Origin of the sequence: Streptomyces sp. KM273126, assembly GCF_004337435.2 — a bacterium.
Taxonomy (GTDB): domain Bacteria; phylum Actinomycetota; class Actinomycetes; order Streptomycetales; family Streptomycetaceae; genus Streptomyces; species Streptomyces acidicola.
In genome coordinates, this window is record NZ_SJXB02000002.1 from 1,715,318 (window position 1) to 1,729,498 (window position 14,181).

11 protein-coding genes and 1 pseudogene are annotated in these 14,181 nt (G+C 69.8%); 2 read left to right on the forward strand and 10 right to left on the reverse strand.

The window, feature by feature from the left end; genetic code table 11:
- Nucleotides 1-180 precede the first annotated feature (180 nt).
- Nucleotides 181-1,101: an antibiotic biosynthesis monooxygenase gene (locus tag E0500_RS38280; RefSeq protein WP_131564419.1), complete on the reverse strand. Its 921-nt coding sequence runs from the start codon at nucleotides 1,099-1,101 to the stop codon at nucleotides 181-183.
- Nucleotides 1,102-1,212: 111 nt separating this feature from the next.
- On the opposite strand from E0500_RS38280, the gene E0500_RS38285 reads away from it, so the two are divergent.
- Nucleotides 1,213-1,779: a nucleoside deaminase gene (locus E0500_RS38285; protein WP_131564417.1), complete on the forward strand. Its 567-nt coding sequence runs from the start codon at nucleotides 1,213-1,215 to the stop codon at nucleotides 1,777-1,779.
- Nucleotides 1,780-1,855: 76 nt separating this feature from the next.
- On the opposite strand, the gene E0500_RS38290 is transcribed toward E0500_RS38285, so the two are convergent.
- The 8 genes and pseudogenes from E0500_RS38290 to E0500_RS38325 all read right to left on the reverse strand — a co-directional run.
- On the reverse strand, nucleotides 1,856-2,689 hold the full coding sequence (locus tag E0500_RS38290) for an SDR family oxidoreductase (RefSeq protein WP_131564415.1): 834 nt from the start codon (nucleotides 2,687-2,689) through the stop codon (nucleotides 1,856-1,858).
- 991 nt (nucleotides 2,690-3,680) lie between these two features.
- Nucleotides 3,681-4,031, reverse strand: coding sequence for a CU044_2847 family protein (locus tag E0500_RS38295; RefSeq protein ID WP_131564413.1), 351 nt, complete (start codon nucleotides 4,029-4,031; stop codon nucleotides 3,681-3,683).
- 17 nt (nucleotides 4,032-4,048) lie between these two features.
- The gene (locus E0500_RS38300; protein WP_131564411.1) at nucleotides 4,049-5,278 is read right to left on the reverse strand and encodes an ABC transporter substrate-binding protein; all 1,230 of its coding nucleotides are present in this window, start codon (nucleotides 5,276-5,278) and stop codon (nucleotides 4,049-4,051) included.
- Nucleotides 5,275-6,105, reverse strand: coding sequence for a hypothetical protein (locus tag E0500_RS38305; protein WP_131564409.1), 831 nt, complete (start codon nucleotides 6,103-6,105; stop codon nucleotides 5,275-5,277). Before E0500_RS38305 ends, E0500_RS38300 begins: the two co-directional genes overlap by 4 nt.
- Complete coding sequence (locus E0500_RS38310; protein ID WP_181587363.1) at nucleotides 6,102-7,514, reverse strand: VWA domain-containing protein; 1,413 nt, start codon at nucleotides 7,512-7,514, stop codon at nucleotides 6,102-6,104. Before E0500_RS38310 ends, E0500_RS38305 begins: the two co-directional genes overlap by 4 nt.
- Before the next feature lie 109 nt (nucleotides 7,515-7,623).
- The gene (locus E0500_RS38315; RefSeq protein WP_258573929.1) at nucleotides 7,624-9,765 is read right to left on the reverse strand and encodes a protein kinase domain-containing protein; all 2,142 of its coding nucleotides are present in this window, start codon (nucleotides 9,763-9,765) and stop codon (nucleotides 7,624-7,626) included.
- On the reverse strand, nucleotides 9,755-11,476 hold the full coding sequence (locus E0500_RS38320; RefSeq protein ID WP_165935033.1) for a trypsin-like peptidase domain-containing protein: 1,722 nt from the start codon (nucleotides 11,474-11,476) through the stop codon (nucleotides 9,755-9,757). Before E0500_RS38320 ends, E0500_RS38315 begins: the two co-directional genes overlap by 11 nt.
- 66 nt (nucleotides 11,477-11,542) lie before the next feature.
- Nucleotides 11,543-12,427, reverse strand: a pseudogene (locus E0500_RS38325) (glycosyl hydrolase family 65 protein); the annotation flags it as partial.
- Nucleotides 12,428-12,953: 526 nt separating this feature from the next.
- Here E0500_RS38325 and E0500_RS38330 point away from each other — a divergent pair.
- Complete coding sequence (locus E0500_RS38330; protein WP_165934972.1) at nucleotides 12,954-13,442, forward strand: GNAT family N-acetyltransferase; 489 nt, start codon at nucleotides 12,954-12,956, stop codon at nucleotides 13,440-13,442.
- Between the two features lie 315 nt (nucleotides 13,443-13,757).
- Here the strand turns inward: E0500_RS38330 and E0500_RS45630 are convergent, their stop codons facing one another.
- On the reverse strand, nucleotides 13,758-14,162 hold the full coding sequence (locus E0500_RS45630; protein ID WP_399120731.1) for a hypothetical protein: 405 nt from the start codon (nucleotides 14,160-14,162) through the stop codon (nucleotides 13,758-13,760).
- Nucleotides 14,163-14,181 lie beyond the last annotated feature (19 nt).

Below are 14,181 nucleotides of genomic sequence, written 5' to 3' on the forward strand. Positions count from 1 at the left end.
AAAGAGTGGCACCGTCGAGTGCTGGGGAGCTGCCGTGTGCAACGACGGCCTGGCAAGATCCGCCGGACAGTCATCCGCCGGACAGTCCCTCATAGTGCTTGGTCAGGTTCTGGTTCCGCAGGTCGGCAGGGGTCGGCCACAAGTGGTGCAGATGACGGGAGCCTCCCCGGGGGCCGACCGTCAGCCGGTGGTCAGGCCGAAGATCACGATGAACGCCAGCCAGCAGACCACCACCACTGCTACACCTGCCACATCAATGCGGAGGGATCGCGCCCGGCCGGGCATCAGCCAGAAGGCGAGAGCTCTGTTCACCAACGGCATCAACAGCCAGGTCAGGATGGACACGCTCAACACGTTCGAGATGAACAGGGCGAGATATCCGGGCATGCCGAGAGCATCAAGCTGGGAGCCCACCGTGAGGTTGAGCACCTCGACGGTGGGATAGAGGGCCAGCACCACTGACATGGCCTGCTTCCAGTTGGGCGGAACGCCTTCTTCCGCACCCTGCTCGAAGCGGAACCAACTGCCGAACGCGGAGCCGACCTTGCGCACATCGTAGGAGACGAAGGCGTCTCGCCCCTCGTCGAGGAGCTTGCGGCGTGTGGCGGATTCAAGCCACTCGTCCAGGTGTTGCCGGGTGTCGAAGCGGAAGGCGGTGACCCACTTGTCCTGGATGCCTTTTACGGGCCGGAACAACTCCGAGCCCATGAAGCCGGGAAACTTCCGCTGGGCTGTCAGGATCTTCTCCTGCCAACTCACGAACGCCCGCTCCTGGTCAGGCCGTACATCGTGCGAGATCACGGCAGTGACGGCGTCATGGACCGGAGTGCCACCCGCGAGGACTTCCTGTGTGGGGGGCTCCTCGAACAGGGCGCGGCCTTGTTCGAGGAGTTCACGGCGCGTATCGGAGTCCAGCCACGCGGTCAGCTGATCCAGGTGGGAGAAGCGAAAAACAACCACCCACTCGTTTCCCTCGGTGGAGGTCGGCGGGTATTGCTCCGTGTCCTCGAACCCGGCGAATTCGCCTGCGACCTCATTCGTTCGATCCTGCCAGCGCCGGTAGTCGTCCTCATATCCCGGACGGACCTTCTGGGAGGTCACGACGGTCGCGCTGTCGTCGTGGGAGCCAGGGGTTGCACGGGCACTCACGCCTTTTATAGTAGATAAAAAGACTACTTGGCGCAAATGTGAGGTTTGATCGGAGGCGCTGACATGGGACAGAAGGAATTCCTGGCCGAAGCGGCGCAACTGGCCACTGAATCTGTCGAGAACGGCTGGGGAGGCCCCTTCGGTGCGGTGATCGCCCATGACGGTGAGATCATCGCTCGCGGACAGAACCGCGTGCTGCTCACGGCGGACCCCACCGCGCATGGCGAGGTCGAAGCCATCCGCAAGGCGATTCAGTTCCTCAACCCCGATGCCCCCACGGTCTCCGAAGAGCGCCAGAACGAGTACACACTGGAGTTGGTCCCTCGCCCCGAGGGCTCCCCGGACATCTTGCCGGAGCGTGCTCGCATGCTCCAGGGATGCTCGATCTACACCAGCGGAGCGCCCTGTCCGATGTGCATGAGCGCTATCTACTGGGCGCGGATCGACGCTGTCTACTACAGCTGCGACTGGAAAGCCACCGAGGAGATCGGGTTCAGCGACGACTTCCAGTACGCCGACTTCCAGCGGCCCTCCGACCAGCGGAGCATAACCATCCAGCAGATGTACCCGGAGTTGGGTGCCAAGGCCTACCAGGCGTGGAGGGAAAAGCCGAACCATCATCCATACTGACCGGCGGTCAATATCAGCCCTTTCCGCCGTCTTTGTGCCGCCGTCATTCGCTCGCGTACATCTCTCGCGCCAGCGGTCAGTGTTCCTGCGCCGTAGGGCGCACCATGATCTCATTGATCGCGACGTGCGACGGCTGAGTGATCACGAAGGTGATGGCACGGGCAACGTCTTCGGCACGCAGCCAAACGTTCTGCGGTACGCCACGGGCGGCAGCGGAGCCGGGGCCGGTCGCCATCTCCGTCGCCGTCATACCCGGTTCGATCAGCCCCACCCGGATGCTCCTTCCGGTCACCTCCTGACGCAGGGCCTCGCTGAACGCCCCCACCGCGTGCTTCGTCGCCGAATAGATGCCATTGTTCTTCCGCACCACCCGGCCTCCGACCGAGCTGACGTTCACAAGATCAGCGACCCCTCGGGGGCCGTCCGCTGCCGCGCGGAGCAGGTGGGGCAAAGCCGCCTGTGACATGTGCAGGACGGCGTTGAAGTTGAGATTGACCATCCGTTCCCAGTCGGCGGGGTTGCCCTCCTCGACGGGGCCCATGGCCACGTAACCGGCGTTGTTCACGAGCACGTCCAGCCGCGCGAAGCGATCCACGGCGTCCTCGACGGCCCGACGTGCCTGCACTGCGTCTGCGAGGTCAGCGGTGAGGACGCTGCACGAGCCACCCCGCTCACGGATCAGGGCGGCCAGTTCCTCCAACCGCCCCGTACGCCGGGCGACCACTGTCACAGCGGCGCCCTGTCGCGCCAGCGACAAGGCGGTGGCCGCACCGATGCCGCTGGACGCACCGGTCACCAGCGCCACACATCCCGCCAATGGCGCATCGCCATCGGCGGCGCCGGCGTCTGCCGCCGTAACGCCGTGATCCGCAGCTTCCGTGTGCCCGGCGTTCGGATCCCTCACGTTCATGACCGCCCTTCACAGGTCATCCGGCCCAAGGCAAGCTGAGGGGGCGCGATCCTCACACCGCCGCCCGTCGGCGAGGTGCCGCCTCCTCTTCGCAGCTTGCACCATATGGTCCCGGACCGCCTCTCAGCGTGCCCTCGGAAGAGGCCCCCTCGTTCGAATTGCGGCTTCCGTGTCCCGAGCCGGCAGGCACGTATGCGCCTGCCACTGAGCCTTGTTGACCGTGGCCGACCACCCTCGTATCCGGCGCGGCTGCGGCACGCGGCCTCTTCGTCCCGAACCACTGGCCGCAAGGTCATGGAGGTCCCGGACGCTGGTCCCGGGGTTGCTGTGGGCCATTGATGGTCGGCTGCGGTGGTGGGGGTTGCCGTACTCCGCTGCCGCACCACAACACCGCAGTGCGCCTTCAGGGCGGACGGCAGCCGCAGCCGATGACGGGCGAGGCGGTCGTCGTTGCGGTTCGCAGTGGTTCGGGGAACGTGACACCCGGTGAGTTCCTCGGACAGGGCCCACAGGCGGTGGGCGGATTCCGGGTCGCTGGCTGCCTGGCACCAGCCGGTTCTGCGCCCTCCCCATGGGCGCGGGCACCACACCGGATCCGCGCCCGCTGTTCGTCGTTTGCCAGCGCCTGGAAGCCGTCACCCTGGACCCCACCTCGACCGAGGGTGGACGGTGGCCACCGAACGGCACTGGCGTGCCCGCGGGCTGCGGCTGTTCGGCATGGAACTCGTCACGACAAATGGGTGGCCGACGTGGCGCCGCCCGTGGTGCGCCTGACGGGTCGACCCTTCAGGTCGACGTAGGCCTGGACGGCCAGTGGTCGGCGACCCCGAGTCAAGCAGGCGAGCCCGGGCACTGGGAGGCCTGCTGCTGCCGGGCCGTCCGTGCTGCGAAGGGCTGGACCTCGTCTGTACCGCAGCGTGAAAGTGCAATGGCGGTCACAAAGTGGCGGCTCTGTGCTCGGCGCCTCGCTTCAACGTCCGGGCGCTGCCGTTCAGGAGGGCGCGGGGCCGCCGGAGTTCGGTGGTGTCGGCTCCGTGCCGCTCCAGCGGAGTGTGACGTCGAGGTGTGCGCTGGCGTTGGCGCTCGCCAGGACCGCGCCGAGTTTGCCGTCCAGGACGACGCCGAAGGTGACCTCCACCTCGTCGGGCCGTTGGTCGACGCTGCGGAACTGGCCGATCACCTCGGAGGCGGCGGAGGTGATCGGCGTCAGTGCCTCGCGGAGGCTTCTTCCCGCGCTCTCCAGGCGGGTTCCCAGGCCCACGGCTCCGGTGCCGGTGCGGGCGGGTAGGGCTACCAGGACGACCGTGCCGTCGTCGAGGGTGAACTGGATGGCGTCCGGCATGGGGGCTCCTGGGTTGATCAGGGGCGGTTCGTGTTATTGCAGAGCGGTTTGGGTGGTGGTGGAGAATCTGGCCGTGAATACCCCAGTTCCTTCTGGACTTTGCTGAGTGCTGTCAGCGGTGGTGTCGGCTCTTCGGCGTTCGCGTAGTCGAGGACCGCTCGGTAGAAGGCGGCGGTCACGTCGGGATCCATCGCGTCGGCGGCGCTGAAGCAGAGCGTGTGACGGGAGGAGCGGAGCATCCCGGCTATCCGGCCCTGAGTGGTGTTGTCGTACTCCGTCACCCTCTTGTTGGCGGAGAGCGCGAAGCCGGGTTCGTTCACCCAGGCCTGCTGGGCTTCCGCGCCCGCCAGGTACTCGATGAACTCGTCGGCGCTCTTGTTCCCGGTGAACTGTCCGACGAAGTCCGCCGAGACCTCCAGGGTTTCACGAGAGGACGGTACGTACGTGTACCGGTCGTCCTTCACCTGGGCCGCCTTGAAAGGCATCGCGGACAGGGCGCCGTGGCTGAGAGAACACCCCTTCTTGGTCATTTTCTCGGCGGCATCGCGGAAGTTGAGTGTGGACGCGCCCTTGCGGGTGCCTGCTATGAGGTCCCCCCACACGGTCCACGCATCCTCGATCGGCGCCGAGTCCCACTCCGTATCCCCCGAGGCCCAGGCGGTGTAGGTGTCGACGCCCCCGCCGGCGAGCAGGATGTCCGCTATCCAGTCGGCGCCGGGCCAGCCGGAGGTCGGACCGGACTCCAGACCCAGGCACCAGTTGTCGGAACGGGACCGGAGAGCCGTCCAGCTCTCGGGAGGCCGCGGGGTGACCTCGGCGTCGTACCAGATGAGGCTTTTGACGTCGGCCTTGACGGGGACCGCGTAAACGTCCTCGCCGTTCATGCCCAGACCGCGGAAGGGTTGCACGTACGCCTTCGTGTCGACGTCGAGTTTCTTCAGCGCCCCTTCCTTCCGGTACTTGGCGATCGCTCCCACACTGGGCAGCACGGCCAGGTCGGGCTTCGCGTCCGCGGCCACCGCGGCGTCGAGCTGTTGGGTCAGGGCGCGGGTGACCTGCGGTTCGACGTCGATGTCGTGGTGGCTCTCGAAGTCCTTGACGACCGCGTAGAACGCCTTGAACTCGGTGTCGGACCAGGGAACCATGATCGTCACCTTGTCCTTCTCGGGTTCACCGCACGCGACCGGCGCCAGGACCAGCCCGAGGACCAGGGCGCAGCGCACGAGTGGTGCCGTCAGTCTTCTCATGAGCGAGGGAATCTGTACTCGGTGAGACGGGGACGATAGGCCAGATACGCGAGCGCACCGGCGGCGGCGAGCACGGGCAGCGCGATCGCCATGGCGGGTGGGTCGGTCGTGCACATGGTGATGCCGATCGACGCGGTGACCGCCAGAGCCGCCACGAGCGCCGGGCTGGGGTACCGCCGGAAGTGGTGGGCGACGAGGTAGCCGGTCGCACAGACCAGCAGCAGCAGGACCGTCACCGGTCCGATGAACAGGGGCCAGAGGAGGCGGGGGTTCCGCCAGCCTGACCGGAGCTGGTCATGACGGGCTTCGACCTCCAGCTCTTCGAGATCCTCGAGCGACTGCCTGAGGCCGCCCGTGAAGGGGACCGTGTTCTTGCCGTCCTTCTCCGGCTCGTCGTTCAGCGCGTCGCGGGCCCTCGCCACGCCCGCCGTGTTGGCCATCTGCACACACGTGGCCAACTGGCCCTGGACGAACTGGATGTGGCTCAGCCCCCGCTGCCCGGCCGCGTTGCCCTCCGTCGCGGAGGTGAGGTGGGAGCTCACGCGTGCGGTGGCGTTGGCGAAGTCGGCGCCGGTGCCGATCAGGTCGATCGCCCCGGTCCTGGAGGCGGCGTCGAGCGCCTCGTCCGCCTTCCTGGCCTGGTCGTGCGCGTCGCGGATGTGTCGGATGGCTGTGTTTGTGCGCTCAGCGGCGGCGATCTGCTCTCCGGCCTGATTGGCCACCACCAGGTACAGCAGCGCCGTCACCGCCACCATGCCCAGCACGCCCGCCCTGAGCCACCGCAGCACCACGACCGGATGGGGTACGCGCAGCCGCACGCCGGTCACAACGCATCCACCGGCTCATCGGCCGCACCCGCATCCCCGAACCGATGCCCGCACTTCTCGCAGAACCTGGCCGTGGGCGACATCGACGTCGTACCGCACCGCGGACACGCACGGGGCAACTTGGCGTCGTGGACCGGGAGTTCATGCGGGTCAACCGGTCGTGTCGCGGTCTTGGTCGAGTCGACGCCGATTGCCTGCATCTGTCCTCGGGAGACGTCCCGCCGCACGCGCAGTCGGCCGTCGGGGCCGCTGGTCGCCACCGCGCGCAGCAGTCGCAGACGCGTGGTGTCCCGGAGGGATTCCGCGTGGCCGATCGCGAGGCGCAGTTCGTGGTCCGCGCGGTCGAGGTCTCCGCTCAGGTGGGCGTCGGCGCAGGCGCGCATGGCCATGCCGAGTTCGCGTTCGTTCTCGACGCGGGTGAGGTCGGGGGAGCGGGCGACGCCGAAGCCGGGTGTCGAGCGGCGGCGTACGACCATGGCCGCGGGCGCGGAGCAGGGCCGGCGGGTTCCGTCGGGGAGCTCGGCGTGCAGGGTGATGCGGGCGGCGCGCAGGGTCTCGTCGACGGTCAGGCTGTTGGGGTCGAAGCGGAGGGAGACCTGGTACTGGCGAGTCTCCGGGGGCCAGGAGCCCAGCGGGATGTGGGTCTCGCCGTCACGCTGCCGACGTGCCGTCAGTTCGGCCTCGATGGGGCGTGTCTGCCGTACGAACTCCAGCTGGAAACGGTGGTTGAGGCGCAGGCCCAGATACACCCGGGGTACGACGATCCGCTGCGCCTCGCGCATCAGGCGAGTGAAGTCCTCCGTGAGGTCGGAGATGGTGACGACGGCCTCGGCGGTGCCGTGCAGGGCCTCGGTGATACGGAGGAGTTCGGTGTAGTGCCAGTCGTCGCCCAAGCCCCTTGCGTCGCAGATGAACTGGTCGGTGCACGACGTGAGGATGTCGCCGAGTTGCTCGGGTGTCTCGTGCTCGTCCTTGCCGTCCGTATAGAGCACCGCGTGGCGCACCGTGCCCGGGGAGTCCACCGACGCGAAGAGCTGGCGGGCGCGGGCCAGCCACTGGCCGATCGCCGTGCCGCCCTCGGGGAGCTGGCCGATGACCCGGAGCTTGGCGTCCTCCCGCGTGCGGGCGTCGACGCGGGCCAGGCCGCCCGTCGTCGGGAAGATCACATCGGCCTTGTGGTTGCCCGCCACGATCCCCAGGCGGGTGCCGTCGCGCAGGGTGTCGATGGCCGCGCACATCGCGCGTTTCGCCTCGTCCAGCTTGCGGCCGGACATGGACAACGAACGGTCCATGATGAGGATTTCGGCACCCGGAGTCTGCGGGGCCGAGCCCGCGGTGGAGTGCGCCGTGACGGTGATCAGGGTGTCCGCGCGTTGCTCGTCGTAGGGCAGATCCGCGGGTGTGTCCACTTCCAGGGCAAAGCTGAGCCCCAAGGGCGACCTGTCCCCCACCGGCACCACCCGATCGCGTCGCTGCGTGTTCCCCTACGGAGCGTGCCCACGTCTTCGACGGAGCGTATTAGGAGCTTAGCTCCCCGGGTGTTGCTCCGAAACGGGAATGACCGGTTCTGCCACGCTTTCCCGACCGCATCCATCTCAGCGCCGGACGCAGCCGGTTCGCCAGGTCCACCAGTGCGACGTACTCGCGCTCGGTGGGCGCGTGCGGGCCGAGGGCGCGGATCGCCTCGGACAGTTTCAGCCGGTCGTGGGTGCGCAGGAACTCCGCGTACTGGATCTCGGCGCGCAGTGCTGCGGCCGCAGCCTCGTCCACGTCGAGGCCGGGCAGGGCCGCCTTGGCCTGGGCCACGTCCTCCTCGGTCGGCGCCGGGTGGTCCGGCTCGGAGAGGACCATGACGCGCAGGCGTACGGCCGCCACGCGCGCCTCGCGCTCGTAGCGGAACTCCTTGGCCAGTTGTTCGGCGACGTCCACCGCCTTCGCGCGCTCGCCGCCCAGCAGAAGGACGCGGGCCAGGCCGAAGCCGGCCGCGCCGAGTGCGGGGGTGGTGTCGAAGGCCGTGCTGTAGTGCGACTGCGCGACCAGGCGGTCCCTGCGGAGCTCGGCGCACAGGCCGAGGGCGAGTTGCGGTATCAGCTCGCCGGGAAGTGCCCTGCGCACCTGGGGGAACACGACGGAGGCCCGCTTCGGCCACCCGTCGGCCAGCGCGATCAGGCCGCAGTACCAGTCCGACAGCCAGTGCCAGTCTGGCAGGCCTGCCGCCGCGAGCCGCCCCGCCGCTGATGCGGCGTCCTTTCTGCGGAGGGCGAGTCGGCTCTCGGCCAGCGCGCCGCCGGCCGGGCCCGTGATGCCCGGGTCGTCGGGATCGGACAGCGGGGCCGGGAGGGCGGCCGCGACGTCTCCGGGCTCCGGTGAGGAGAACGGCGCGGGCATCGTCAGCAGCGCCTCCTCGTCCGGCTGCGCCTCGACCCAGTGGGCGAGGGGGCGGGCCGCGCCCAGCCCGCCGTGCAGCGGTTCGGGCATCGAGCCGAACAGGGCTGAGGGCCGGGCCACCTGAAGACGCGTCGGCGGGGCCGCCACGACCTGCCGGATGACACCGCTGAGCTGCTCCGCGAACTGCCGTGCCGACACGAACCGCCATGGCCTGCGGGGGTCCGTGGCACGGTCCAGCAGCAGATGGAGCGAGTCGACGCCCGGTGCGGAGCGGTCGGTCCAGCGGGAGCGGCAGACCTCGCGCAGGGTCATGCCCAGTGCGTAGAGGTCGAAGCCGGGGGTGGGGCGCAGATGTTCCGGATCGGTCTCCGGCGGTGCGTACGCCCTCGTGTACGCCACGACCGGCCCGGTGTCCTTCGTCTGGCTGCGCACCGCGCCGAAGTCGATGAGCCGCACCCGGTCGAGCGCGCCGGCCGGGCCCTCCTCCCGGAAGCGGATGATGTTCAGGGGTTTGACGTCGCAGTGCAGCAGGCCCCGCTCGTGCAGGTAGTCGAGCGCCTGGAGGATGCGGACGCCGTGCGCGAGGAGGGTTTCGAGGCGGTCGCCGTCGCGGGCCGAGAGCGGTACGCCCGGCACGTATTCGAGGACGAGGTGCGGACCTTCGTGCTCGTAGCCCAGGATGCGGACGATGCTGTCGTGCCGGAGCTCGACCAGGACGTCCCGTTCGTGCAGGGCGGTCTTGGCGACCGACTTGTGCAGGGACTTGAGGACGACGTGGGTCGCGAGGTTGCGGTCGTGGGCGAGGTAGGCGGCGCCATAAGCCCCCGAGCCGAGGACGCGTGCGACGTCGTAGCGACCGGCGATGGTGAGGCCGCTCGGCTGGGCGAAGTCGAAAGGGGTGCAGCAGTGCTCGCAGAAGCCGGTGGTCCGGCCCGGCCGGCCGTCGTGGCCGCGTCCGACCGGCCGCCCGCAGGAGGGGTTGGCGCAGAAGCGGTGCTCCTCGGCGACCGGGGCCGACAAGCGCAGCAGCACCTCCGGAGCCTCCGGGGCCTGATCGGAGCCGACCAGGCCGAGGCCGTACCAGGGGTCCGGGCGTACGTGCGCCACGCCGACGCTCGTGCCGCCCCGCGTCGGCGGTTCCGGTTCCGGGGCGCGGTCCGCCGGCACGGTGTCTTCCTGCCGCAGCGGCTCTCGGTCGCACACGTCGCAGAAGCCCTGTTCGTCGATCTCGCCGCGCCCGCAGTCGGGGAGATTGCACATCTCACGGCCCATCCGCACGCGTCACCCCTTCCTCGATCCGTCGGTTGACCTCGTCGGTGTAGCCCCTGACCAGCTTGCGCGCGGCCACGAGGTCGATCGGCTCGGTCCCCAGCGCGCGGGCGGCGGGGGCGTGCCGCTCGGCGAGCGGTCGGTCCTCGGCGCCGAAGTACCGCGCGGCCCGGACGCGGTGCAGTTCCAGACCGGCGGTGAGGTCCTTGTGGGTCGCGATCAGCCGGCGCAGGTCGCGGTCGAACCGGGCCAGGGCTGCGCGGGCGTCGACGGCCCGGTCGTGGACCGCGGTGAGTTCGGGGTTTGGCTCCGTCGCCCGGGCCACGGACAGCCGGACCCGGAGCCGGGGCGCGGCACGCGGCGGCAGCCGGGGCGCGGCGAAGAACCGTACGCCCCACTCCTGTTGCAGCGCGGACGCGGCGTCCTCATCGGCGGCGAGCTGTCCCACGACCGTCTGGACCTCGTCGGCGGTCACGCCCCGGGCGGCGTCCCCGCGGAGCGGTTCGGGGTCCAGGGAGACGTCATAGGCGAGGTCGGCCGGTGGCGTGCCCTCGAAGCCGAGGACGAGGCGGACGCCGCGCGACCGGGCGCGGGCGGCCAACTGCCCCAGCAGCTGCCGTACGAGGGCTTCCGGGTCCTTGGCCCGGTCGACGCCGCCCACCACCAGGCAGGCGGGCGGCCGGCGGCGGAGCAGTTGTTGCCGCACCTCGCGGGCGTCCCCGCCGGCGAGCGCGAACCGGCCCGTGAGGTAGCCGCTGACGTCGGCGACCGACTTACCGCGCGCGTCGTAAGCCGCGTCGATGGCGCCGAGCCCGAGGACCGTGTCCCGGGGGGCTCCGCTGAGCTCGGCGTCGGTGACGGTGGCCCGGGCCGCCGGATCGGCCGTCCGCACCAGACGGACGAGCCAGGAGTCGCCCACGGCGGTCGTGCCGCCGGTGCCGACGACGACGGTGCCGGACCAGCCGCTGTCGAGCAGCCGGGTGAGCTCCTGCGTCAGCGCGAGCCGTAGCGGGTCGCCCAGCACGTCGTCGGGCAACTCGCCGCGCGCGTGCCCCAATGCGTCATTGGGGTCCCCGCCGGTGAACTCCTCGATACGGGGCAGGTACTTCAGCATCGTCTCGGTCGGCAACATCCATGCCGCCCTCGCGTCGCCGTCGACGTAATCGGCCACCACGATGCCGATGACGCGTTTGTCGAACTCGCCGCCCATCGCCATTGCCCCGGCGCCCGAGTACCCCCGCTCGATCCACGGGTCGCCCTCGCGCAGCCGCTTCAACAAGCCCCACTCGCCCTGCCGGTGGCCGGATCCCGCCAGCCGCGCGTCCGCCCCCATGCCGAACGGTTCGGCACGGGGAAAGCCGTACACCCGGACCGTGCCGCCGGAGATGGGGGCCTTCCACAGCGTGGTCCGGGTGCCGCAGCCGGCCGGCTCGTCGAGTTCGAGCAGCGCCACGTCGCCGCGCTGCGTGCCGTGCTGGTGCACCCATGTGCCCGGGGCCACGTGCGCGGTGCGGGTCCACTCCGGGCGGCACGCCACACTGCTGATCCGCACGTGAGACGTGGCGCCCCCGGGTGCCGCTCCGGCATTCCGGACCACATGTGCGCAGGTGAGTACATGCTGGTCGTCGAGCAGCACTCCGGCGCCACAGGGCGTGCCTTCCTCGTCGTCCACCCTCACACGCCACGGACTGTCACTGTGGAGATGCAGCGCCATATGACCACGATATGGCAACCAGCGCCACATTGATCCGAGTTGTCGAGCCGGGGTCGGTTCCGGCCGTCAGGTCCGCACATCCAGATCGGCCAGCGCCACCGCGTCCCCGCGCACGCGCACCCGCACGTATCGGACCGCGCTCCCGTCCGCCCGGTGCCAGGCCCGCCCGTCCGTCGAGACCTCGACGGTGGACGACGCCGGCCGCTTCTGCCAGGTCGGCCGGACCGTGCCGACGTTCACCTCCCGTCCCAGGTCGACGGTGAGGGCGGCGCGTTCGGCGGCGGGGGACCAGACGGTGGCGGGGCTGCCGTCCACGGCCGCCTCCGGGTACAGCCCCGGCTCGGCCGAGGTCGCCGTGGCCGGCCGGCAGCGGGCCACGTCGGGGGTGGGGGTGAGGTCGGGGCGGCGGGTCTTGAGGGCGACCGTGCCGGAGAGCGTGAACCGGCCCTCGGGGGTGTCCAGGGGGATCGGGTCACCCGAGCGCAGCCGGACCGTGGTGGTCTCCGGCCCGATCTCGACGTCGTACGCCCGTCCGCGCCACCGCAGCCCTGACAGGCGAACGCCGTCTGTGAGCTGGGGCGGCAGCGTCGGATCGAGGTGCAGGGCGTCGGCGCGCAGCCGCAGACCGGTCAGGCCGTGGGTGAAGACCTGCAGGAAGCCGCCCTTGCCGGTGAGGAAGTCCTGGGCGGGGGAGCCCGCGAGCGGGTCGGCGGCTCCCGCCTTCTCACCGCGAGACTCCGAGAAGAGCGCGAACGGGCCCCGCGCGAAGGGCTGGTAGGCGCGCCGCAGGAAGGTGTACGCGGCACAGCCCGGCTCTCCGATCGCGGCCGCGTCGATCGCGTGCACCGAGTCGGTCATGGCCGGGCCGTCCGGATCGGTGCGCGCGGTGTAGTAGTCGAGCGTGGCGGCTGCGGCGCCGTCCGGCATGGGCCACTCCAGCGGGTAGACGAGTCGCCTGCAGGTCGGGGCTTCTGCCCCGGCGCGGAGAACCGCTGATGCGCAGCCCGCCGTGACGGACACCCATGCCGTCCTGGAGGGGCTCGTGCTTCCGACGACATCTGCAACCGGCCGCTGGCAACGAGATCGGCCACGTGCAGTGGTGCCACTGTCCTTGAGCTGTGACGGTCGTCCCACATGGCACAGGTTGTAGAGACCGTCCAGCCGCGTCCAGCCAATCCAGGACAGGGGCGTAATGCCGGCTCAGGGCATCCCAGTCCGAGGGAGTCGGCACAGTTGGTGAGAGCTGTGTGAGAGCGCGTTTGATAGTGGGTGATACGGGGTGAGGCCCGAAACCGTTCCGACGGGGACCTCCGCGCGGAGCTGTGAGACGCCGAAGCCGCACCGGAGCGCTCCGGTGCGGCTTCGGCGTGAGATCGGTTGCGCTCGCACGAGTGGTTCCCGGGAGCGGTGCAGGAACGCCTGCCCGAGCAGCCGACCCGCCGCAGGAAGGCACTCCCCGGTGCGAAATACTCTCCCGATGAGTTCACGCACTTCTCCGATCAGCCAGCCGATCACGATACGGAGGGCAGTCGCGCGGGATGCCAAACGGCTCACGCGGCTCGTGCGTGGTTCAGGCGCCTACGAGGGTAAGTACGCAGCCGCAGTGGCGGGCTACCGGGTCGGTCCTGATTACATCGAAGCCCACCGCGCCTTCGTAGCCGTCGGCGCCGACGAGCGTGGAGGCCCGGTCATCGGGTTCTACTCGCTCGTCCTCGCTCCACCGGAGCTCGACCTGCTGTTCGTCGCCAACGAAGCGCAAGGACGTGGTATTGGACGGCTGCTCGTTGCGCACATGCAGTCCGAGGCCCGTGCCGCCGGGCTCGACCGTGTCAAGGTCGTGTCGCATCTTCCCGCCGAGGACTTCTACCACCGCGTCGGTGCAGTGCGGACCGGGACCGCGCTCGCGAACCCGCCGGCCGTGCCGTGGGACCGTCCCAAATTCGAGTTTCGCATTCCTTCGGAATGACGCGGTGTGCCGGTTCGCAGGGCACCGGCTTCGCCCGCATGGTGGCTGGCATGCAGGAGCCGCTGGACGCCGCGCCCTCCGTGTGTGCCGTCGTCCCTGCCCTGGCGGGGGGATCGCCTGCGCCAGCGGCCTCTCCCGGCGACTCCCTCGCCTCCGGCACTCCCAGGGCCATCGAAATCGCGTAGACCTCGGCTCGCTCCACACGATCGAGGTCGGCCGCGTAAATACGTAGTTCACACAACCTTGATCTGCGAGACGAAGTGGCCACAGTCCACCGTCAGCGCTGTAGGGGGTGATGGCTTGCCAGTGCAGCCATCAGCGCAAGTGGAAGTAGTCACAGCCCTTGCCCCGTGGAGCTTGGCCGACCGGCGTCGGTGCGGCCCGCGGTGGAGCGGATCGGTGGGAGGCTCCGGATAAGGGCATCAGAGCCTGACTGTCGTGAGTGTTGGCCAGGTCCGGTTCTGCGTTCGGGTCGTCGTAGGCGTCGACGATGGCGATGGTCCTGCCGGAGCCGCTGGCGAAGGCGGCGGAGGTCAGGCCGTAGGCCGACTGCAGGTCGCTGGGGCCGTAGCCGGTGGGGGAGTCCGCGGCGGCGTTCGGCCGGACGGTCTGGGGTGCGATGCCCTTCTTCGCCGCCCGATCTTCCTGGAAGGCGGTGGTGCCGCTGGTGACACGCAGGGCGTTGCAGGATGCGCAGCCCTTCTTCGGGTACCGGCGCACTGCAGCATCTCCAGGCGGA